The sequence below is a fragment of the Bacillus sp. SD127 genome (assembly GCF_058566445.1).
This window is the reverse complement of sequence record NZ_CP191226.1, coordinates 3,563,550-3,585,617: the sequence shown is the minus strand read 5'-3', so window position 1 is coordinate 3,585,617 and position 22,068 is coordinate 3,563,550. Positions and strand designations below refer to the sequence as shown.

General features: G+C 46.3%; 19 protein-coding genes. 14 read left to right on the top strand and 5 right to left on the bottom strand.

Annotated elements, in window-relative coordinates:
- Window positions 1-13 precede the first annotated feature (13 nt).
- The 4 genes from purM to purD are packed head-to-tail and all read left to right on the top strand — an operon-like array spanning window position 14 to window position 4,457.
- Complete coding sequence (gene purM / locus ACQVGS_RS18655; protein ID WP_101861353.1) at window positions 14-1,054, top strand: phosphoribosylformylglycinamidine cyclo-ligase; 1,041 nt, start codon at window positions 14-16, stop codon at window positions 1,052-1,054.
- A complete protein-coding gene (purN, locus tag ACQVGS_RS18650) occupies window positions 1,051-1,638 on the top strand; it encodes a phosphoribosylglycinamide formyltransferase (protein ID WP_106021514.1) in 588 nt (195 codons plus the stop codon). Before purM ends, purN begins: the two co-directional genes overlap by 4 nt.
- A complete protein-coding gene (purH, locus tag ACQVGS_RS18645; RefSeq protein ID WP_151174798.1) occupies window positions 1,635-3,173 on the top strand; it encodes a bifunctional phosphoribosylaminoimidazolecarboxamide formyltransferase/IMP cyclohydrolase in 1,539 nt (512 codons plus the stop codon). The genes purN and purH overlap by 4 nt, the downstream gene beginning before the upstream one ends.
- A 15-nt stretch (window positions 3,174-3,188) precedes the next feature.
- A complete protein-coding gene (gene purD, locus ACQVGS_RS18640) occupies window positions 3,189-4,457 on the top strand; it encodes a phosphoribosylamine--glycine ligase (RefSeq protein ID WP_151174799.1) in 1,269 nt (422 codons plus the stop codon).
- A gap of 39 nt (window positions 4,458-4,496) precedes the next feature.
- On the opposite strand, the gene ACQVGS_RS18635 is transcribed toward purD, so the two are convergent.
- The gene (locus ACQVGS_RS18635; protein WP_106021517.1) at window positions 4,497-4,919 is read right to left on the bottom strand and encodes an Lrp/AsnC family transcriptional regulator; all 423 of its coding nucleotides are present in this window, start codon (window positions 4,917-4,919) and stop codon (window positions 4,497-4,499) included.
- A 143-nt stretch (window positions 4,920-5,062) separates the two neighbouring features.
- On the opposite strand from ACQVGS_RS18635, the gene ACQVGS_RS18630 reads away from it, so the two are divergent.
- Window positions 5,063-6,337: an APC family permease gene (locus ACQVGS_RS18630; protein ID WP_491831843.1), complete on the top strand. Its 1,275-nt coding sequence runs from the start codon at window positions 5,063-5,065 to the stop codon at window positions 6,335-6,337.
- 14 nt (window positions 6,338-6,351) lie between these two features.
- On the opposite strand, the gene ACQVGS_RS18625 is transcribed toward ACQVGS_RS18630, so the two are convergent.
- A complete protein-coding gene (locus tag ACQVGS_RS18625) occupies window positions 6,352-6,585 on the bottom strand; it encodes a YgaP family membrane protein (protein ID WP_095714336.1) in 234 nt (77 codons plus the stop codon).
- Window positions 6,586-6,712: 127 nt separating this feature from the next.
- On the opposite strand from ACQVGS_RS18625, the gene ACQVGS_RS18620 reads away from it, so the two are divergent.
- The 3 genes from ACQVGS_RS18620 to ACQVGS_RS18610 are packed head-to-tail and all read left to right on the top strand — an operon-like array spanning window position 6,713 to window position 9,794.
- The gene (locus tag ACQVGS_RS18620; RefSeq protein WP_491830352.1) at window positions 6,713-8,455 is read left to right on the top strand and encodes an adenine deaminase; all 1,743 of its coding nucleotides are present in this window, start codon (window positions 6,713-6,715) and stop codon (window positions 8,453-8,455) included.
- A 26-nt stretch (window positions 8,456-8,481) separates the two neighbouring features.
- Window positions 8,482-9,477, top strand: a complete 996-nt coding sequence (locus tag ACQVGS_RS18615) for a DUF3048 domain-containing protein (RefSeq protein ID WP_326230340.1) — start codon at window positions 8,482-8,484, stop codon at window positions 9,475-9,477.
- 2 nt (window positions 9,478-9,479) lie between these two features.
- On the top strand, window positions 9,480-9,794 hold the full coding sequence (locus tag ACQVGS_RS18610) for a YerC/YecD family TrpR-related protein (RefSeq protein ID WP_014479070.1): 315 nt from the start codon (window positions 9,480-9,482) through the stop codon (window positions 9,792-9,794).
- A 35-nt stretch (window positions 9,795-9,829) separates the two neighbouring features.
- Here ACQVGS_RS18610 and ACQVGS_RS18605 read toward each other — a convergent pair whose 3' ends face one another.
- Window positions 9,830-11,407, bottom strand: a complete 1,578-nt coding sequence (locus tag ACQVGS_RS18605; RefSeq protein WP_491830349.1) for an FMN-binding glutamate synthase family protein — start codon at window positions 11,405-11,407, stop codon at window positions 9,830-9,832.
- Window positions 11,408-11,646: 239 nt separating this feature from the next.
- On the opposite strand from ACQVGS_RS18605, the gene pcrB reads away from it, so the two are divergent.
- The 5 genes from pcrB to ACQVGS_RS18580 all read left to right on the top strand — a co-directional run bounded on the left by pcrB (window position 11,647) and on the right by ACQVGS_RS18580 (window position 19,032).
- Window positions 11,647-12,333, top strand: a complete 687-nt coding sequence (pcrB, locus tag ACQVGS_RS18600) for a heptaprenylglyceryl phosphate synthase (protein ID WP_127695794.1) — start codon at window positions 11,647-11,649, stop codon at window positions 12,331-12,333.
- A gap of 59 nt (window positions 12,334-12,392) precedes the next feature.
- On the top strand, window positions 12,393-14,612 hold the full coding sequence (gene pcrA / locus ACQVGS_RS18595) for a DNA helicase PcrA (protein ID WP_127695792.1): 2,220 nt from the start codon (window positions 12,393-12,395) through the stop codon (window positions 14,610-14,612).
- Between the two features lie 23 nt (window positions 14,613-14,635).
- Window positions 14,636-16,642 (top strand): NAD-dependent DNA ligase LigA, encoded by a 2,007-nt coding sequence (gene ligA / locus ACQVGS_RS18590; RefSeq protein WP_101861345.1) that lies wholly within the window; start codon window positions 14,636-14,638, stop codon window positions 16,640-16,642.
- Between the two features lie 15 nt (window positions 16,643-16,657).
- Window positions 16,658-17,848, top strand: coding sequence for a CamS family sex pheromone protein (locus ACQVGS_RS18585; RefSeq protein ID WP_024120459.1), 1,191 nt, complete (start codon window positions 16,658-16,660; stop codon window positions 17,846-17,848).
- A gap of 176 nt (window positions 17,849-18,024) precedes the next feature.
- On the top strand, window positions 18,025-19,032 hold the full coding sequence (locus ACQVGS_RS18580) for a phosphotransferase enzyme family protein (RefSeq protein WP_474393798.1): 1,008 nt from the start codon (window positions 18,025-18,027) through the stop codon (window positions 19,030-19,032).
- Window positions 19,033-19,071: 39 nt separating this feature from the next.
- Here the strand turns inward: ACQVGS_RS18580 and ACQVGS_RS18575 are convergent, their stop codons facing one another.
- Both ACQVGS_RS18575 and opuE read right to left on the bottom strand, forming a co-directional pair.
- On the bottom strand, window positions 19,072-19,770 hold the full coding sequence (locus ACQVGS_RS18575) for an MgtC/SapB family protein (protein ID WP_081638247.1): 699 nt from the start codon (window positions 19,768-19,770) through the stop codon (window positions 19,072-19,074).
- Between the two features lie 105 nt (window positions 19,771-19,875).
- Complete coding sequence (gene opuE / locus ACQVGS_RS18570; RefSeq protein ID WP_103672132.1) at window positions 19,876-21,354, bottom strand: proline transporter OpuE; 1,479 nt, start codon at window positions 21,352-21,354, stop codon at window positions 19,876-19,878.
- 412 nt (window positions 21,355-21,766) lie between these two features.
- Here opuE and gatC point away from each other — a divergent pair, with 412 nt between their 5' ends.
- Window positions 21,767-22,057, top strand: coding sequence for an Asp-tRNA(Asn)/Glu-tRNA(Gln) amidotransferase subunit GatC (gene gatC / locus ACQVGS_RS18565; RefSeq protein WP_024120463.1), 291 nt, complete (start codon window positions 21,767-21,769; stop codon window positions 22,055-22,057).
- The last annotated feature ends 11 nt before the right edge of the window (window positions 22,058-22,068 follow it).

Sequence of the window (22,068 nt, the reverse complement as noted above, 5' to 3'; positions counted from 1 at the left end):
AGGAGTGAATAGGATGTCTGAAGCATATAAAAACGCAGGAGTTGACATCGAAGCCGGATATGAAGCTGTAAAACGGATGAAAAAACATGTGGAGCGCACGAAAAGGCTTGGCGTTATGGGCAGCCTTGGCGGCTTTGGCGGCATGTTTGATCTGTCGGAGCTTTCTTATCAGAAACCCGTTTTAATTTCGGGAACAGACGGTGTCGGCACAAAATTAAAGCTGGCTTTTTCCATGAATAAACATGACACGATCGGTGTAGACGCTGTTGCAATGTGTGTCAATGACGTGCTTGCGCAAGGTGCGGAGCCGCTCTTTTTTCTCGACTATTTAGCGGTCGGCAAAGCGGACCCTGTGAAAATCGAGCAGATCGTACAAGGCGTTGCGGATGGCTGTGAGCAATCAGGTTCAGCCTTGGTCGGCGGAGAAACCGCTGAAATGCCTGGATTATATACAGCTGATGAATACGATATTGCAGGTTTCTCAGTTGGTGTAGCGGAAAAGGATGAAATCGTGACCGGCGAAAACATCAAGGAAGGCCACCTTTTAATCGGACTAAGCTCCAGCGGTCTTCACAGCAACGGATTTTCCCTTGTGAGAAAGGTGCTTCTGGACGATGCAGAGCTTGATCTCGACGAGACGTATGAGCCGTTTGAACGCCCGCTCGGCGAAGAACTGCTTGAGCCGACAAGAATTTACGTGAAGCCTGTGCTTGCGGCTGTGAAAAGCGGACTCATTGATGGTATGGCGCATGTAACAGGCGGCGGATTTATTGAAAATCTTCCGCGTATGCTTCCTGAAGGCTTAAGTGCGGAAATCGATCACGGCTCTTGGCCGATCCCGCCGATCTTCTCTTTCTTGCAGGAACACGGCAAGCTGAAAGAAGGAGACATGTTTAACGTCTTTAATATGGGCATCGGATTTGTTCTCGCGGTAAAAGAAGAACATCTCACCGAAGTCATCGGAACGCTTGAAAGTCACGGCGAAAAAGCCTATTTGATCGGGCGAGTAAAACATGGTGAAGGCGTTACATTCGGCGGTGCTGCACTTTCATGAAAAAGTTTGCGGTATTTGCATCCGGAAACGGCTCAAACTTTGAAGCCATCGTCACGCGTTTGAAAGAGGAGAACTGGGATGCAGCCGTTTCGCTCCTCGTTTGCGATAAGCCGCAGGCGAAAGTCATCGAGCGGGCGGAAAGATTCCAGATTCCATCCTTTGCATTTGAGCCGAAGTCTTATGAAAACAAGGCCACATTTGAACGGGCCATTATTGAACAGCTTCATCTTCATGAAGCAGAATTGATCGTTCTCGCCGGGTATATGAGACTGATCGGTGATACGCTGCTTCAGGCATACGGAGGAAAAATCATCAACATCCATCCTTCCCTTCTTCCCGCTTTCCCTGGAATAGACGCAGTCGGACAGGCATACCGGGCGGGTGTGAAGGTTGCCGGGATTACCGTTCATTATGTCGATGAAGGAATGGATACAGGGCCGATCATCGCTCAAAAGGCAATTGAAATTACCGAAGAAGATACATTAGAAACCATTGAACATCACATTCACAAGCTTGAGCACAAATGGTATCCGAGTGTGATCAAAGAGCTATTAGGATTAAATAACAGAGGTGAAAAGGCATGACCATTAAACGCGCACTAATCAGTGTTTCAGATAAAACAAATCTTGTTCCTTTCGTAAAAGAACTGACAGAGCTTGGCGTTGAAGTGATTTCAACCGGCGGCACAAAAAAGCTTCTTCAAGAAAACGGTGTTGATGTCATCGGAATTTCTGAAGTGACAGGTTTTCCGGAAATTATGGACGGGCGCTTAAAAACGCTTCATCCGAATATTCACGGCGGTCTTCTCGCAGTTCGCGGCAATGAAGAGCATATGGCGCAGATCAATGAACACGGCATTGCGCCAATTGACCTGGTTGTCGTCAACCTCTATCCATTTAAAGAAACGATTTCTAAAGAGAATGTGACGTACGAAGAGGCTATTGAAAACATTGATATCGGCGGACCTGGCATGTTGCGCGCGGCATCGAAAAACCATCAGGATGTGACGGTTATCGTTGACCCAGCGGATTACAGCCCTGTTCTGAATCAAATCAAAGAAGAAGGCGATGTTTCGCTTCAGAAAAAACGCGAGCTGGCGGCAAAAGTATTCCGCCACACTGCGGCATATGACGCGCTGATCGCTGACTATCTGACACATGTTGTCGGTGAAAAAGAACCAGAGCAATTCACCGTTACGTTTGAGAAAAAACAATCGCTTCGCTATGGGGAAAATCCTCATCAAGAAGCAACATTCTACCAAAGCGCGCTTCCTGTCAAAGGATCTATTGCGCAAGCAGAACAGCTGCACGGCAAAGAGCTTTCTTACAACAACATTAAAGATGCGGACGCAGCTGTTCAAATTGTTCGTGAATTCACTGAGCCTGCAGCGGTTGCTGTGAAGCATATGAATCCGTGCGGCGTGGGAACTGGCGAAACGATCGCAGAAGCGTTTGACAGAGCGTTCGAAGCAGATAAAACATCGATTTTCGGCGGCATTATCGCGTTGAACCGTGAAGTGGACAAGCCAACAGCCGAAGCGCTTCATCATATTTTCTTAGAAATCATCATTGCGCCTTCATTCAGCCAGGAAGCGCTTGATATCCTGACAGCGAAGAAAAATCTCCGTCTGCTGACACTTGATGTGACAGCTGCCGTCCAAAAAGAAAAACAGCTGACATCTGTACAAGGCGGATTGCTGATTCAAGATTTAGATATGCACGGCTTTAATGATGCTGAGATCAGCATTCCGACAAAAAGAGAGCCGAACGAGCAAGAGTGGGAAGATTTGAAGCTTGCTTGGAAAGTCGTGAAACATGTGAAATCCAATGCGATCGTTCTCGCAAAAGATAACATGACAGTAGGTGTAGGAGCCGGACAAATGAACCGCGTCGGATCAGCGAAAATCGCAATCGAGCAGGCAGGAGAAAAAGCGAAAGGCAGCGCACTCGGATCAGATGCATATTTCCCAATGCCTGATACAGTCGAAGAAGCGGCAAAAGCGGGCGTTACAGCTATCATCCAGCCAGGCGGATCTATCCGTGACGGGGATTCCATTAAAAAAGCGGACGAGTACGGCATTGCCATGGTATTCACCGGCATCAGACACTTCAAACATTAAGGGGATGAAAACGACGTGAATGTATTAATTATCGGTAAAGGCGGAAGAGAGCATACGCTGGCATGGAAGGTGGCGCAAAGCAGCCTTGTTGATACGGTATTTGCCGCTCCGGGAAATGACGGCATGGCATCTTCTGCACAGCTTGTAAACATTGAGGAAAGCGACCACGCCGGGCTTGTCTCATTTGCAAAAGAAAATCAGGTCGGGCTGACTATTGTCGGACCTGAGGTTCCTTTAATTGAAGGCCTTGTTGACGAGTTCGAAAAAGCCGGTCTTCGTGTGTTCGGTCCGTCAAAAGCCGCTGCAATCCTCGAAGGAAGCAAACAGTTCGCAAAGGATTTAATGAAGAAATACGACATACCGACCGCAGAATACGACACGTTTACATCCTTTGAAGAAGCGAAGGCTTATGTGCAGGAAAAAGGCGCTCCGATTGTCATTAAAGCTGACGGACTTGCGGCTGGAAAAGGCGTAACTGTTGCGATGACGGAAGAAGAAGCCATCGCGTGTCTGCATGATTTTCTTGAGGATGAAAAATTCGGTGATGCGAGCGCATCTGTCGTAATTGAAGAATTTCTTTCTGGCGAAGAGTTTTCCCTCATGGCGTTTGTCAAAGGAGAAAAGGTATATCCGATGGTCATTGCCCAGGATCATAAGCGTGCTTTTGATGGAGACAAAGGGCCGAATACAGGAGGAATGGGCGCTTACTCTCCTGTTCCGCAAATTTCGGAAGACACCGTGCGTCATGCTGTAGAAACGATCGTCAAGCCAGCCGCAAAAGCAATGTTTCAAGAAGGTCGCTCCTTCACAGGCGTTTTGTACGCGGGGCTGATGCTCACTGCGAATGGATCGAAGGTCATTGAATTTAATGCCCGCTTCGGCGACCCGGAAACGCAGGTTGTGCTGCCTCGTATGGATTCTGATCTGGTACAAGTGCTTCTAGATCTTTTAGATGATAAGGACGTTGACTTGAGATGGAAGGATACGGCGGCAGTCAGTGTCGTGCTTGCTTCAGAAGGCTATCCTGAAAGCTATGCAAAAGGCACGCCGATTGGCAGCCTGACAGCAAATGCTGATCAAGTTGTCGTCTTCCATGCCGGAACGAAAGCAGAAGGTGAAGAGTTCGTCACAAACGGCGGCCGTGTCGCCAATGTGACCGCTTTTGATGAAACGTTTGAAGCGGCACGAGACAGAGTGTACAAAGCCGTTGATGAGATCATCAAACCCGGCCTGTTTTTCAGAAAAGATATCGGAGCACGAGCTCTGAAGGCTGCCAAAAAATAAAGTGAAGAAAAACCCGCAGATTGTGCTGCGGGTTTTTTGTTATACAAAAGCATTCCGGAAAGCGGAAGAAGAAAGCACAACAAGCGTGGTCGGTTTTCCGTGGGCCATTGAAGCGTCTATAAAATCTTCTAGACTATGCACAGATTCCGTCACCACTTTTGTCACATAGCTGTACATACCTGTAATCCGGTGGTTCTCTGCCACATCGGGGTGAGCTGCGGCAAAGGCGGCGTAGTGTTTGCAGCTTTTCGGCTCCATCAGGATAAAAGCAGTGACATGTTTGTTTAGCTTTTCATAACAGATATCAGCGCTGTACCCGGTAATGACCCCTTTGTCCTCAAGCTTTCTGACACGTTCCGCCGCACTCGGAGAGCTGAGTCCGACAAGCTTTCCTAATTCAACCATCGTTAATCTGGCATTTTGCTGCAAATGCGAAAGAATTTGAAGGTCTGTATCATCCATTCGTATGGCTCCTTTACATATTTAGGTGAATTGATAAAAATACCTTTTATGATTAGGTGATGTTGTTGTTTTAGCTTAATTGTAGCATATAAGTGTCGTCATCTTTTTTCTATAATAAAGCCATCAACATGAGAGGAGGCATCATTTTGCCGGAATTGCAGCGTTCGATTACTTGGGTTCAAGGAGCGGCATTAACGATCGGGGCCGTATTGGGATGCGGGATCTTAATTCTTCCGTCTGTCACGGCTGACGCCGCTGGTCCCGCTTCTGTATTGGTTTGGGGATTTATGTCTTTCTTATCATTTCTGCTCGTAGGCACACTGGCGCGCCTTGTCAGAATGGCGCCAAGCGCGGGAGGGATCACGGCTTATGTACAGCTTGCTTTTCGGCCAAAAGCCGGAGCCATGTTGGGCTGGATCATGCTGGGATCGGTTCCGATCGGTGTGCCAGTGATCGCTTTGACTGGCGCACATTATGTCAGCTACGTCACACAGGCTTCAGATTGGCAGATTGCTTGCATTGCAGCAAGTATGCTGGCGATCTCCATTTTGCTTCATATCAGGGGCATTCAATTATCAGCAAACATCAGCATACTCGTCATCTGTGTCATTCTTCTGCTGCTTGTCATTTCTGTTGCTGTTTCACTGCCTCACGTTAAAGCAGCTGAATTTAAGCCTTTTCTGCCGCATGGCTGGTTTGCCGCGGGTTCTGTTTCTGTCATCATCTTTTTTTCTTTTGTAGGCTGGGAAATGATTACCCCATTAGCTGAAGAGTTTACACATCCGGAAAAGGATGTTCCAATCAGTTTATTCTTGGCGGCAGCTTGTGTGGCGGTGCTTTATATCATGCTATCATTTGTCACTGTAGGCACTCATGCATATGGAGAAAAAGGAGAAATCGCATCTCTGACGATGCTCATATCAAAAGGTACAGGGGATATTGGGGTATATGTAACGACTTGTTTAGCTCTTTTTATTACATTCGCCACCATTCATGCCAACATTGCAGGGTTTTCAAGGATGGTCTATGCGTTGGCAAGAGAAGGTCATATTCCTGGGTATTTCGGGAAGCTCAGTCATACAAAACATACACCTGTCCGTGTATTAACAGCACTGGCTTTCGTGTTTGGTTTCGTTCTTATGACAAACGGCATATTTCAAATTGATCTGACAACGCTCCTGAAAGGACCAAGCTCAGCATTCATCGCATCTTACATATGCACAATGGCGGCAGCGCTGAAACTGCTGAACTGGAAGGATTCAGGCTGGTGGATGGCTTTGGGGGCGCTTCTTCTTTGTACAGTGATCTACTTATTTAGCGGCTGGGCTCTCTTGTATCCGGCTGCGTTTGCGGCTGTTGGTTTTTTCTATATGAAGACAAAGGGATATACTGAGAAAAAGCTTGATCACGTTTTATGATCAAGCTTTTTTGCTTACGATTCTTGATGATCCTGTCCATGGTTTTCACCAGTGCTGTTTTGAAACATATAGGTCACAGGGCAGAAACGCAGTATGCCTGAACCTGCCTTCATGGCGCCCATAAAGATGCAGAACAGATGCATTCTGCACCAAGGTTTTTTCGTATACTTGGCGCTGGCAGCTGACATAATTGTCAGTCCGCAGGCGATACGGAAGACGGCATTGATGAGACTGATGTTTGGTTTCATGAAATCTGCTCCTTTTAATTAAAAAAGTTTTTTAATTGAACCTTCAAAAATTTGTAACGTTTTTATCGTGCGTGATGGAGAAGGATGTGATAACATGAGTCTAATACATGTAAAGGAGAGTATGTGAATGTCCGAACGCACCTTTAACTGGAAAAACAAAGACATCAGGGCACAGGTTGATGTTGTAGACTCTAAGCTGCTTCCAACGCTCCTTTTACGGAATGCTCTCGTCTTAAATCCATATGTAAAACAATGGCTGAAAAAAAACATTTGGATTTATCAGGACCGTATTGTTTATGTTGGTCATGAACTTCCGGATAGAACCGAAGAAATTCATACGATTGATTGTGAAAGAAAATACATTGTGCCTGGCTATATCGAACCGCACGCACATCCTTTTCAAATATATAATCCCCAAACGCTGGCGGAATATGTGTCTCAGTACGGTACAACGACATTCGTAAATGATAACTTATTTTTGCTTTTGCAAAGCGGAAAAAAGAAAGCGCTTACTATTTTGAACGAACTCAAAAAGCTTCCGGTTCAGTATTTTTGGTGGTCACGGTATGACCTGCAGACCGAGGTTTTGAACGAGGATCACGTTCTTCCGTTTGACGTCAGAAAGCAGTGGATCGAACATCCGGATGTCATTCAAGGCGGAGAAATGACCGGCTGGCCGCGTCTTGTAGATGGCGATGATTTAATGCTTCACTGCATGCAGGCCACAAAAAAACAGCGGAAACGCATAGAAGGGCATTTTCCCGGCGCTTCAGATAAAACGCTTACAAAAATGAAGCTGTTCGGAGCGGATTGTGATCATGAAGCCATGACAGGTGATGAAGTGATGAGAAGGCTGGAACTGGGCTATTATGTATCACTTCGCAATTCGTCCATTCGCCCTGATTTAAGAAACATATTGCAGGAGCTTCATGAAAAGGGCTTCCGCTACTACGACCACTTTTTTTACACAACAGACGGCGCTACGCCTAATTTCTATAAAGGCGGCATGACAAACGAGCTCATCCGGATTGCCCTGGAAGAAGGGGTTCCGGCAATCGATGCGTACAATATGGCATCCTTTAACATCGCAAAGTATTACCAAATGGATGATTATTTAGGCGTTGTCGGACCGGGAAGACTTGCGTCACTGAATATCCTTGAGGACCCGTTGCAGCCGAATCCGGTAACCGTTCTGTCAAAAGGCAAAATTCTGCGTGAAGACGGCCGTGATATGAATGCGTTTCCACATACGAACTGGAATAAAGGCGGTCTTGTCCCGCTTGAGCTTTCATATGATATGACGATGGATGATTTGCAGTTTTCCATGCCGATGGGCGTAAAAATGCGGAATGCGGTGATTATGGAGCCGTATATGATTGAGATCGACAACTCAGTCGAACAGCTTTCATTTGACCATGATGAAAGTTATTTAACGATGCTTGACAGACATGGGAAATGGCGCGTGAATACGATGATAAAAGGATTTGCGTCAAGTGTGCAGGGATTTGTGAGCTCCTTTACGACGACGGGTGACATTGTCGCGATCGGAAAAAACAAAGCGGATATGCTGCTTGCTTTCTCCCGCATGAAAGAAATCGGCGGGGGAATTGTGCTTGCGGAAAACGGAAAAATCCTTCACGAAATACCGCTTTCACTGTGCGGATGCGCTTCTTCGGAATCGTATGACATCGTGCTGGAAAAGGAACAGAAGCTGAGAGATCTTTTGACTGAAAGAGGCTATGAGTATTGTGATCCGGTTTATACGCTGCTCTTTTTGCAAAGCACGCACCTCCCGTATATACGCATTACGCCAAGAGGAATCTTCGACGTGATGAAAAAAACTGTACTCTTTCCATCGATAATGCGTTAAAATATAAAAGAGCGGGGAGCCGACATATGAAAAAATGGATGACAGTTTGCGTACTGTGTTTCGCGTTTTTCCTGCTAGTATCCTGCCAGCAGAAGGACGCTGTCCCTGATCACACAAAGAAGCTGAAAGCTCCTTTGACGGGACTGGAGACTGAACAGAAGGTGACTGAACGCAGGCCTGTTGCTGTCATGGTGAACAATCACCCGAAGGCGAGGCCGCAATCAGGACTGTCTAAAGCCGACATTGTCATAGAAGCGCTTGCCGAAGGCCAAATCACAAGGTTTCTGGCCATTTTTCAAAGCCAGATGCCTGAAACTGTCGGACCTGTGCGGAGTGCGCGGGAATATTTCGTCACTCTCAGCAACGGTTTTGACAGCATATTTGTCCATCACGGCTGGAGTCCCGGCGCCAAGGAGCAGCTGGAATCCGGAGCTGCCGATTATATTAATGGATTGGATTTTGACGGAAGCTTATTTTGGAGAGCTGATTTCAGCGAACCGCCCCACAATTCTTACACGTCTTATCAGTACATAAAAAAGGCGGCTGAACAAAAGGGATATGAGCTGAAGCAGAAAACAGATCCAATGCTGTTTCAAACATCAGATGCAAAACCTGTAAATGAATCTTATAATGTTCGGGTAGATTATGGAACAAAAAACGTTACAAATCTTGTCGAATACAACTATGATAAAAAAACTGAAGCTTATACGAGAAGCTCTGATGGTGTCATGACGACAGACCGGGAGACCGGAAAGCCGGTTGCAATGCAAAATATTTTCATTGTTGAAGCCAGCCATCATACTATTGACCAAGATGGAAGGCGTGACATCGACATAGAATCAGGGGGTAAAGGTCTGCTGTTTCAGCACGGAAACGTCATTGAAGCAGACTGGAAAAATGTAAACGGAAGAATTGTGCCGGTAAAAGACGGCAAATGGCTGCCGTTTGTGCCAGGAAAGACATGGATAAATATCGTGCCTGATCTCGATGCGGCTTCCATTAGTAAAGGAGAAGGTGTGTAACGATGCAAATCGATAAATTACGCGGCAAAGAACTGGACCAGTTATTTAACTCGATCTTATCGCTGAAAGACCTGGAGGAATGTTATCGGTTCTTCGATGATCTTTGCACAATTAACGAAATTCAATCGCTGGCTCAGCGCCTTGAAGTGGCGCGTATGCTCCGCGAAGGAAACACGTATCATAAAATTGAAACAGAAACAGGCGCTTCTACAGCGACCATTTCCCGAGTGAAACGATGCTTAAATTATGGAAATGACGCATATGAAATGGCGCTTGACCGTGTGAAGGAGAATGAAACAGAGTCTTCTTCCAAATAAAAAACCGCCCTGCCGTCTGGCAAGGGGCGTTTTTTTTATGAAACAATTTTCTCAATCAGATTGTCGATGTCAACTGTGCTGCCATCCTCTTTTCGATAGACAACATGCTCCTTGGAAAAATGAACCGGCGAATCGATCCCGGCTGCTGCGGCCAGATTAAACAGCCCCTCACGCAGCGAAATGACGTAGTTGCAGACGCGGTGCTGTTTTTCCTCAACGCTCAGCGCTTTTTGCAGCTTTGGATCTGTTGTCGCAACGCCTGCCGGGCATGTGTTGGTGTGGCATACGAGGGCGCGGATGCATCCGACTGAAAACATCATGCCGCGTGCAATGTTGACAAAATCAGCGCCCAGAGCTAAAGCGACCGCGATTTTGTCAGGGGTCAGCAGCTTTCCGGAAGCAAAAAGTTTCATACGGTCACGCAAGCCGTATTGTCTGAGCAGCGTATCAACGATAGGGAGCGCCGTCATAATCGGGAGGCCGACTGTGTCGGCAAGCTCATAGAAGGAAGCGCCGGTACCGCCTTCACTACCGTCTACCGTAATAAAATCAGGATGTTTTCCGCTTTTCTGCATATAAGAAAAAAGCTCATGCAAGTCATCAGGCTGGCCTGCAACAATTTTAATGCCGACCGGCTTTTGACCGACGTTTCGCAGCTTTTCAATAAAATCCAGCATTTCAGGCGCGCTTGAAAATTCATGAAAGCGGTTTGGGCTGTCGATTGACTTTCCGGGTTCGACATTCCGGATGTCTGCCACCTCTTCTGATACTTTAGCGCCATCCACATGTCCGCCGCGGGTTTTGGCTCCTTGTGCGAGCTTCAGCTCAAACGCTTTAATTTGATCTAGCCGGCTTTTCTTTTTAAATTCCTCCCACGAAAATTCCCCTTTTCTATTGCGTACGCCAAATAGACCGGGGCCGATTTGGCAGATGATATCAGCACCTCCCTTTAAGTGATACTCAGACAATCCGCCTTCACCGGTATTCATCCAAGTGCCGCCCGCCTGGTGCAGCCCTTTTGACAGCGCCGTAATGGCGCGCTCTCCAAGTGAACCGTAGCTCATGGCGGATTGACCGACTAATCCCTTCACATAAAAAGGCTTTTCGCATGTACTCCCGCCGATGACTTGAACATCATCAGGATGGAGAAAATACGGATCAGCCTTGATACGTTCGGCATGTTCGCTGCGTCTGAACAGATTGTCCGAATCGATTTTATAGATGTGGGTTTCGATTTTCGGAGACTGGCCCACACGCAATTCTTCTTTTTGCTTTGGGAAAAGGGCGTTTCGGATATAATAGCCCGGTTGATCAAAATCTCTTACCGATCCGAACCCCATCATTCTGCTTTTGTATTTTCCTGATATGACTGTTTGCTCATATTCTTTTCGTGAAAAAGGCTGTTCCTCATTGTCATTGCTGAATAAATACTGCCGCAGCTCCGGTCCGATTTTTTCAAAAATATAGCGAAACCTTCCGATGACAGCATAATTGCGGAGGATTGCATGCTCCTGCTGTTTTTCGTCCTTTATGTAGATCCAGACAAACAATGCGATGGGGATAACGATGATCCCGATGATAAATGCAATAAGTGCAATAATGATGTATTCCATCTGTCAGCCTCCCTTTTTTATGTAACCATTTCCACTGTTGGGGCGTTTCCAAACAATAGAAAATATTTCTGTGTTTTTTCTATAAAAAGAGAGCGGAACAGCCGCTTTTTTTCTGCGGAAATAGAATCAAAACACCTTTTTCAGTGAATAAAGAGAATGACGGCTTTTTCCGTTTTTCCGCGCTATGTGAATTTGTTATAATGTTTAAATGGTAAGAAACGAATGGAGGAACGGATGACGTGTACGATGTAACGGAGTGGAAGCATGTCTTTAAACTCGATCCAAATAAAGATTTGCCTGATGAACAGCTGGAGATGCTTTGTGAGTCAGGGACTGATGCGGTTATTATCGGAGGAAGCGACGGTGTAACGGAGGATAATGTCCTGCGGATGCTGTCTCAGGTGAGACGGTTTTTGGTGCCGTGTGTCCTTGAGGTGTCTGCGATTGAAGCGATTGTCCCTGGCTTTGACTTATATTTTATTCCGAGTGTATTAAACAGCAAAAATCCGGATTGGATTGTCGGAATGCATCAGAAAGCCATGAAGGAATATGGAGAACTGATGGCGATGGAAGAAATCGTGGCGGAGGGCTACTGTATCGTAAATCCTGATTGCAAAGCCGCGGCTTTAACGGAGGCGGACACCAATTTGAATCATGACGATATCATCGCCTATGCGCGCGTGTCTGAACTGCTGCAGCTTCCGATTTTTTATCTGGAATACAGCGGCGCTCTTGGGGACATAGAAGCCGTGAAGAAAACGAAGGCTGTATTGGAAACGTCCACCCTGTTTTACGGAGGCGGCATTAAAGATGCGGAGACGGCGAAACAGTATGCCGAGCACGCGGATGTCATTGTGGTAGGCAACGCTGTGTATGAGGATTTTGATGAAGCGCTGAAGACAGTAGCGGCTGTCAAAGGCGAGTAGCGAAATGTACGGATTTGGTTTATGATAGAACATATGTTTGTATAGGCGGGTGACGAATTTTGAATTACATTAGCAATCAACTATTAAGCGGATTAAACCCCGTTCAGCAGGAAGCTGTCAAAACAACGGACGGGCCTTTGCTGCTGATGGCGGGAGCGGGAAGCGGAAAGACGCGTGTCCTGACGCACAGAATCGCTTACTTAATGGCGGAAAAGCATGTGGCGCCGTGGAACATTCTGGCGATCACATTTACAAATAAAGCGGCCAGAGAAATGAAAGAACGTGTGGAAAGCATTCTCGGGCCCGGGGCGGATGATATCTGGATTTCCACGTTCCACAGCATGTGTGTGCGGATTTTGCGCCGAGATATCGACCGCATCGGGATCAACCGCAATTTCTCAATCCTTGATACGGCTGACCAGCTTTCAGTCATCAAGGGAATTTTGAAGGAACGCAACCTCGATCCGAAAAAATTTGATCCGAGGAGCATCCTCGGCACGATCAGCAGTGCGAAAAACGAATTAACCGAACCTGAGGAATTTTCTAAGGTTGCCGGCGGCTACTATGATCAGGTCGTCAGCGATGTATACACTGATTATCAGAAAAAACTGCTGAAAAACCAGTCGCTTGATTTCGACGACTTAATTATGACGACCATTAAACTGTTTGACCGTATTCCGGAAGTGCTTGAGTTTTATCAGCGCAAATTCCAATACATCCACGTCGATGAGTATCAGGATACGAACAGAGCGCAATACATGCTCGTGAAGCAGCTGGCGGAGCGTTTCCAAAACCTTTGTGTTGTCGGCGACTCCGACCAGTCCATCTACAGATGGCGCGGGGCGGACATTGCCAACATTCTTTCCTTTGAAAAGGATTATCCGAATGCCAGCGTCATTTTGCTTGAACAAAACTACCGTTCGACAAAACGGATTTTGCGCGCGGCCAACGAAGTGATCCAAAACAATACAAACCGAAAGCCGAAAAATCTATGGACGGAAAACGATGAAGGAATTAAAATTTCCTATTACCGCGGAGACAATGAATTCGGTGAAGGACAATTTGTTGCCGGGAAGATTTATGAGCTTCATAACTCCGGCAAACGGAAGCTGTCGGATATCGCCATCTTGTACCGGACAAACGCCCAATCCCGTGTGATTGAGGAAACGCTTCTCAAAGCGGGCCTGAACTATAACATTGTCGGCGGCACAAAGTTCTATGACAGAAAAGAAATCAAAGACATCCTCGCGTACCTGCGTCTCGTATCCAATCCGGATGATGACATCAGCTTCACGCGTATTGTCAATGTGCCGAAGCGCGGGGTCGGCGCCACATCGCTTGAAAAAATCGCTTCATATGCCGCGATGAACGGCTTGTCACTATTCCAAGCGATTCAGCAGGTTGATTTCATTGGCGTCAGCGCCAAGGCAGCAAACGCGCTCGACAGCTTCAGACAGATGATTGAGAACCTGACAAACATGCAGGACTATTTATCAATTACCGAGCTGACCGAAGAAATTCTCGATAAAACCGAATACAGAGAAATGCTGAAGGCTGAAAAATCAATTGAAGCCCAAAGCCGTTTAGAAAACATCGACGAGTTCCTGTCTGTAACGAAAAACTTTGAACAGAAAAGCGAAGACAAAACACTCGTTGCGTTCCTGACTGATTTGGCACTGATCGCTGATATCGACCAGCTCGACCAGAAAGAGGAAGAATCCGGCGGCACGGATGCGATCACGCTGATGACGCTGCACGCCGCAAAAGGACTGGAATTCCCGGTGGTTTTCCTTATGGGACTTGAGGAAGGCGTCTTCCCGCACAGCCGTTCACTGATGGAAGAAGCAGAGATGGAAGAAGAACGCCGTCTCGCTTACGTGGGCATTACAAGAGCTGAGCAGGAGCTTTATCTGACCAACGCAAAAATGCGCACGTTGTTTGGCAGAACAAACATGAACCCGGAATCACGCTTTATCGGTGAAATTCCAGATGATTTATTGGAAAACCTAAATGAGAAAAAAGAAACGAGAGCGCCGTCTGCGAGAAAAATGCAGCCGAGACGCGGCCCTGTTTCCCGTCCGGTGTCCTACGCAAGCAAAACAGGCGGCGATACCCTAAGCTGGGCTGTCGGAGATAAAGCCGGGCATAAAAAATGGGGCACAGGAACCGTTGTCAGCGTGAAAGGCGAAGGAGAAGGGACCGAACTCGATATTGCCTTCCCAAGCCCGATCGGTGTGAAACGCCTGTTAGCGGCATTCGCGCCAATTGAAAAGCAGTAATTGAAGAGGAAAGGAAGAAGCAGATGGACAAAGAAACAGCGAAGCAGCGGGCAGAAGAACTGCGCCGCACCATCAACAAGTATAGCTATGAATATTACACCTTAGATGAACCGAGCGTCCCGGATGCCGAATACGACAGATTGATGCAGGAGCTGATTGCGATTGAGGAGGAGCATCCAGACCTCAGAACGCCTGATTCTCCTACACAGCGTGTCGGCGGCGCTGTGCTTGATGCGTTTCAAAAAGTCACTCACGGCACGCCGATGCTCAGTCTGGGCAACGCGTTTAATGCTGACGATCTCCGCGACTTTGACCGCCGTGTGCGACAGGCCGTGGGTGATGATGTGGCGTATAATGTGGAGCTGAAGATAGACGGTCTTGCTGTTTCTCTCCGTTATGAAGACGGCTATTTTGTCAGAGGCGCCACAAGAGGCGATGGGACGACGGGAGAGGATATTACGGAAAATCTGAAGACGATCCGCACTATTCCGCTCAAAATGAAACGCAGCCTTTCGATTGAAGTGCGAGGAGAGGCGTATATGCCGAAGCGTTCGTTTGAAGCGCTCAATGAAGAACGGATCAAAAACGAGGAAGAACCCTTCGCAAATCCACGCAATGCCGCTGCGGGATCACTCAGACAGCTCGACCCTAAAATTGCGGCGAAACGAAATCTCGATATCTTCGTCTACAGTATAGCGGAGCTTGACGAAATGGGTGTGGAGACACAAAGCCAAGGACTTGATTTTCTCGACGACATCGGCTTTAAAACGAACCAGGAACGGAAAAAATGCGGCAGCATAGAAGAAGTCATTGCGATGATCGATGACATTCAGGCGAAACGAGCCGATCTCCCGTATGAAATTGACGGCATCGTCATCAAAGTGGATTCCCTTGATCAGCAGGAGGAGCTTGGTTTTACGGCGAAAAGCCCGCGCTGGGCCATAGCGTATAAGTTTCCTGCAGAAGAAGTCGTGACAAAGCTTCTCGATATCGAATTAAATGTCGGAAGAACGGGTGTGATTACGCCGACCGCGATTCTTGAGCCGGTAAAAGTAGCCGGGACAACGGTCTCAAGAGCATCCCTTCATAACGAAGATTTAATTAGAGAGAAAGATATCCGGATTTTGGATAAGGTAGTCGTCAAAAAAGCGGGAGATATCATTCCTGAAGTCGTGAACGTTCTCGTTGAACAGCGGACAGGGGAAGAAAAGGAATTCAGCATGCCGACAGAATGCCCTGAATGCGGCAGTGAACTCGTCCGCATTGAAGGAGAAGTGGCACTTCGCTGCATCAATCCTGAATGCCCTGCACAAATCAGAGAAGGTCTGATTCATTTTGTCTCCCGCAATGCCATGAACATTGACGGGCTTGGCGAACGAGTCATCACACAGCTGTTTCAGGAGAATCTCGTCCGAAATGTGGCAGATTTGTATAAGCTGACGAAGGAACAGGTGATTCAGCTCGAACGCATGGGCGAAAAATCAACTGAAAACCTGATCAGCTCTATACAGAAATCGAAGGAAAATTCATTAGAGCGCCTGTTATTCGGCCTTGGCATCCGCTTTATCGGCTCGAAGGCTGCAAAGACGCTCGCCATGCACTTTGAAAGCCTGGATAATCTGAAAAAAGCCACCATAGAGGAGCTTCTCGCAATAGATGAAATCGGTGAAAAAATGGCTGACGCAGTCATCACCTATTTCCATAAAGAAGAAATGCTCGAGCTTTTGGCAGAGCTTGAGGAGCTGGGCGTAAACACACTTTATAAAGGTCCGAAAAAAGTAAAAGCAGAGGACAGCGATTCCTATTTTGCAGGCAAAACCATCGTTCTGACAGGAAAGCTGGAAGAGCTGTCAAGAAACGAAGCGAAAGCGCAAATTGAAGCGCTCGGCGGAAAGATGACTGGAAGCGTCAGCAAAAACACAGACTTGGTCATCGCCGGAGAAGCGGCGGGAAGCAAGCTGACAAAAGCGCAAGAGCTGAACATTGAAGTGTGGAATGAAGAACAGTTAATGGGAGAGCTAAAGAAATAAGAGGAGTGTTTTCTATTGAAAAAGACGTTGGTAATGGCGGCAACGGCGGCAGTGTTAATGCTGTCTGCCTGTTCGTCAGGTTTTGGGGGGAAGAAGGAGGAAGAGATTACGCAAAAAACGGCGAAATCGTCAGAAAAAGCGATTATCCCGAAATACAATATCTCTGACTCCTATTACAAAATGGTGCTTCCGTTTAAGGCGGGGAAAGCACGCGGCCTGACAACGGAACAGCTGAATACAAGACTTGATATTGATGAGTTTGAAACGGGGCTGATGCGCCTTGCCCAGGACTCTTTCTCGACAGACGATTATCTGTTCCAAGAAGGACAATACTTAGATGAAGATACAGTATTAAGCTGGCTGGCTCGGAAAAAAACAGGCTCTGATCTGAAAAAAGCCCAAAAAGAAGATAAAAACTTTAAAAACGAGGGTCTGAACCCAGCACTCCCTAGCTCTGGTTCAACTGAAGAGAAAAACGAAAGCAGTCCGGTTTATTTAGCTTCTATGCTGGAACATGATTACTTAGTCAGAAAAGACAAGAATTCCATCCAGCTTGGCGGCGTTATGATCGGCTTGGCGTTAAATTCAGTGTATTACTACCGTGAAAAAACAGGCGACCCTCAAAAAGAAGTGGAGATTGATAACAGCACACTCCGTAAACAGGGAGAAAAAATCGCGCAGGAGGTCATTAACCGCCTTCGCAAAAAAGACAACCTGAAAAATGTGCCGATTACGATTGCGCTTTACAAACAGGCGTCCAAAACATCAATCGTTCCCGGCAATTTTATCGCCAAAACAGAAGTCAAAGCAGGCTCCTCTGATATTTCAAACTGGGACGATGTAAATGAAAAATACGTCTTTTATCCGGCCGATACGAGCACTGCAGAGAAATATCCTGATGATACTGAAGTTTTTAAACGGTTTAAAAACTCAATTGACAACTACTTCCCGAACTACACAGGTGTTGTCGGAACGGCCCTGTATGAAAACGATGAAATGAAGAAAATGAAAATTGAAATTCCGATGCAATTCTACGGAAAGAGTGAAGTCGTCGCGTTTACCCAGTTCTTAACGGGTGAAGTCATGGACTACTACTCAAAGAGCTCACTGGATCTCGAAGTGGATATTACATCCTCAGACGGACAGGAAGCGGTCATTCTCCGCGATGCTGGCGATAAAGAGCCGACTGTTCACATTTATGACTGATAAACATGCAAAACCCTTGTGCCAATTAAGGCTCGAGGGTTTTTTTGTGTTACAATTAACAGTATAAGGAAACCGCAATCATTTCCGCTTCTGCCGAAACAAAAACCAAATGGGGGTATGTTGATGCTGGAAATCGTGTAAAAACAATAGAAGAAATCAAAGGCATAGAAAGGGAGATAAACGTGCATAAAGAAATCAAGAAAGTATTTCGTGAGGAGAAGGTTTTGGCAGAGGCTGCGGGGAGATACGGTTTTTCAAGAAATCAGGTGCGTTTTCTGGCTGATGCCGAAAACTATGTATATGAGTTTATAAAAGATAATGAACCTTATATTTTAAAGGTTACCCATACAATTCGCAGGTCGGCTGATTATATGATGGGTGAAATGGAATGGCTCCGTCATCTGGATGAAGGCGGGCTTTCAGTCGCAAAACCGATTTCGTCGCTAAACGGCACAGAGATTGAAGAAGTCCCTGACGGAAACGGCGGAGCATTTTTATTGCGAGCCTATGAGAAGGCGCCGGGGCACAAAGTGGACGAATCCGACTGGAATGAAACCCTATTTTTTGAGCTTGGCAGATACACAGGGAAAATGCACAGCTTGACAAAAAGCTACAAGCTCAAAAATCCTGCTTTTAAAAGACAGGAGTGGGATGAAGAAGAGCAGCTGATGCTTAGAAAATACGTGCCGGAAGACCAGACACAGGTGTTTCAGCAGGCGGATGAGCTAATGAATGAACTGCGCCAATTACCAAAAAGCAGGGACAGCTACGGCTTGGTTCATGCAGACCTCCACCATGGCAATTTTAACTGGGACCAAGGGAAAATTACAACATTTGATTTTGATGACATCGGATACAATTGGTTTGTCAATGATATCAGCATTCTCCTTTATAATGTGCTGTGGTACCCGGTCGTTCCATATGAAAATAAAGCCGTGTTTACAGAGGAATTTATGATGCACTTTATGAACGGATACAGAGAGGAAAATAATCTTGATGCTTCGTGGCTGAAAAGAATACCTGATTTTCTCCGCCTGCGTCACATGCTGATATACGGACTGCTGCATCAAATGTTTGATCTTAACTCAATAGGCGCAGAAGAAAAAGAAATGCTGGCCGGTTTCAGAAGGGATATAGAAAACCGCACGCCGATCACAGAATTTGATTTTTCTAAGCTCGTCTAGAACGAAAAAAGCCAATGGGATATAATGCCCCATTGGCTTTTATAATGTATCGCACTTCACGCCGACGACACCTTCAATGTCTTTTATATCATAGTAGACATCGGTCGTATATCTGTTTTTATGAACACGGACTTTGACTTCCATGATCGGAAATTCTTTTTCATGAAGGTCATCGATTCGGACGGAGTGTGTCTTAATGTTTCTTCTTTTCATTTCTTTTAAGATCTCTGTCATTTTGTCTTTATCAGAAAGTGACATTCTGATGCGGATGTCTTTTTCCTGCAGACGGTCTGGACCGATTTTTCTGACCGCCCACGGAAGAAATTCAACGCTGATCAGGATGAACAGAAGGCTGGCAAAGGCTTCTTTATAAAATCCCGCTCCGGTAGCAAGCCCGAGTCCTGCCGCACCCCAAATCATAGCCGATGTGGTTAAGCCGGAAATGACGTCGTTGCTTTTCCGCAAAATGACACCTGCGCCGATAAACCCGACGCCGGAGATGATTTGCGCCGGCAGACGCAGCGGGTCCATCATGATGCGGTAGTATTTAGGGAAATGATATGCCGCGTTAATACTGACGATCGTCAGCATGCATGAGCTGACGGCGATAACGATACAGGTTTTTAACCCGAGCGGCTTATTCTTCAGCTCGCGCTCCAGCCCGATGACCATGCCAATCAAAGTGGCAATGCCTAATTTTAATAAAATGTCAGGATCAATATACCAGCTCAACAGCAACTTCCCCCTTATCTATGGTGTTTTTAAATAAATATGATTTTCTCACAGTATTTATCGCAAAACAAGGGCACAAAAGCCACCAAGCAGCGCTTGATGGCTTTTTGATTATTTTTTGCGTTTTAACAGTTTTTCCATGACACCGAATAATCGGTAAGATGCTTTTGCAGGCCGCTTTGTGATCATGCTGACGATAATGCCGGCAATCATACTGAGGATAAACCCAGGGATGATTTCGTACACACCGGTTGATTTTGCCAGGCCGGTTGTAATCCAGATCAACACGGTCGCAGCCCCGACAATCATCGCAGCAAGCGCGCCCCATTCGTTCATCCGCTTCCAATACAGGCTGAGCAGAATCGCAGGCCCGAAAGCTGAACCGAAGCCGGCCCACGCGTATCCGACCAAATCAAGAATGGAGCTGCTCGGATTCAAGGATAAGAGAACCGCAATAACAGCAATCACTAAGACGGACAGACGCCCGACCATTACTAATTCTTTATCGGAAGCTTTTCGTCTGAAAAATGTCCGGTATAAATCCTCTGTCACAGCACTTGCTGTTACTAAAAGCTGTGAGGAGATGGAACTCATGATCGCAGCCAAAATAGCTGACAATAAGAATCCTGTAATTAAAGGGTGGAACAAGATTTTAGAGAAGATAATGAATATCATCTCCGGATCTTTTACAGCAACACCGAATTTATGGGCATAAGCAACACCGATTAAACCCGTCAGCACGGAACCGAGAACTGAGATGATCATCCAGCTCATGCCGATTCGGCGCGCAGGCTTTAAATCTTTAATGTTTTTAATGGCCATAAACCGGACGATAATATGAGGCTGGCCGTAGTAGCCTAAGCCCCAGGCTAAATAGGAAATAATGCTAATGACGCTCGCGCCTTTAAAGATATCCAATAAATTCGGGTTAACAGCGCTGATTTCATGGAAAGTCGGAGCAACGCCGCCCACATGGGTAAAAGCAACGATCGGCACAAGCACTAGTGCTGCAAACATGATCGCACCCTGCACGAAGTCAGTCAGACTGACAGCAAGGAAACCGCCAAATAGTGTGTACAATACGACAACACCGGTAGTCAGAAGCAAGCCTAATTTGTAATCCGCGCCAAAAGCAGATTCAAACAGCCGTCCGCCAGATACCATACCGGAAGAGGTATACAATGTGAAAAAGATCATAATGACCAAAGCAGATACGATTTTCAGCAGTGATGAAGAATGCTGGAATCGTTTATCAAAGAAATCAGGAATCGTAATCGCGTCATCCGCCGCTTCCGTATAAGCACGCAGCCTTGGAGCCAGCAGCAAGTAGTTTGAGTACGCCCCGATTGTAAGACCTAAAGCAAGCCATAAGGTTGACAGCCCTGTCGCAAACATCGCGCCGGGAACACCCATCAGCATCCATCCGCTCATATCCGCCGCTCCGGCAGACAAAGCAGTAACAAATGGCCCAAGGCCTCTTCCTCCAAGCATGTAATCGTTGATATCAGTGGTTTTCTTAAATGCATACCAGCCGATTAACAGCATGGCAATAAAGTAAATTCCTAAAGAAATAATAATTTCAATACTCACGTTTTACCCTCTCTTCAATTCTAATAATTTTGCATCACCTCTCAAATTGATGGTGCCAGTTAAGCAGCCTGGCGCAAGTGCGACACAAAAGACATTCTTTTGCAGGTGCACTTGGTAACTTAACCTAACAAAGTATTCCCACCCATTCAAGCGATGAAACATAGACGGTCAGCGGGAAATACCGGGGCAAACCTAGAAGGGAATAAAGATTAAAACGCTTTCAAAAATAATTAAAGTAAAAATTTTCAGAAAAATATTTCGTTTCTCCTTCGCCTCTTTTTAGTATAAAATATATAGGGTATTGTCTCGAAAACACAGGCCCGCCCCAAGGCGTTTTGTTGCTTTAAAGGGCTTGTTTTTGATATGATCAGTATTATATGACTTAACGGAGAAATATGTGGAGGTGGATCATATGTCACGAATTTCAATAGAAGAAGTAAAGCACGTTGCGCATCTTGCAAGACTTGCGATTACTGAAGAAGAAGCAAAAATGTTCACTGAACAGCTTGACAGCATCATTTCATTTGCCGAGGAGCTGAATGAAGTCAACACAGACCATGTTGAGCCTACAACTCACGTGCTGAAAATGAAAAATGTCATGAGAGAAGATGAAGCGGGTAAAGGTCTTCCGGTTGAGGATGTCATGAAAAATGCGCCTGACCACAAAGACGGCTATATTCGTGTGCCATCAATTCTGGACTAAAGGAGGGACAC

Coding starts and splice junctions, on each gene's coding strand:
- purM (WP_101861353.1), top strand. CDS start 14: ATGTCTGAAGCATATAAAAACGCAGGAGTTGACATCGAAGCCGGATAT.
- purN (WP_106021514.1), top strand. CDS start 1,051: ATGAAAAAGTTTGCGGTATTTGCATCCGGAAACGGCTCAAACTTTGAA.
- purH (WP_151174798.1), top strand. CDS start 1,635: ATGACCATTAAACGCGCACTAATCAGTGTTTCAGATAAAACAAATCTT.
- ACQVGS_RS18635 (WP_106021517.1), bottom strand. CDS start 4,919: ATGGATGATACAGACCTTCAAATTCTTTCGCATTTGCAGCAAAATGCC.
- ACQVGS_RS18625 (WP_095714336.1), bottom strand. CDS start 6,585: ATGAAACCAAACATCAGTCTCATCAATGCCGTCTTCCGTATCGCCTGC.
- ACQVGS_RS18620 (WP_491830352.1), top strand. CDS start 6,713: ATGTCCGAACGCACCTTTAACTGGAAAAACAAAGACATCAGGGCACAG.
- ACQVGS_RS18615 (WP_326230340.1), top strand. CDS start 8,482: ATGAAAAAATGGATGACAGTTTGCGTACTGTGTTTCGCGTTTTTCCTG.
- ACQVGS_RS18610 (WP_014479070.1), top strand. CDS start 9,480: ATGCAAATCGATAAATTACGCGGCAAAGAACTGGACCAGTTATTTAAC.
- ACQVGS_RS18605 (WP_491830349.1), bottom strand. CDS start 11,407: ATGGAATACATCATTATTGCACTTATTGCATTTATCATCGGGATCATC.
- ligA (WP_101861345.1), top strand. CDS start 14,636: ATGGACAAAGAAACAGCGAAGCAGCGGGCAGAAGAACTGCGCCGCACC.
- gatC (WP_024120463.1), top strand. CDS start 21,767: ATGTCACGAATTTCAATAGAAGAAGTAAAGCACGTTGCGCATCTTGCA.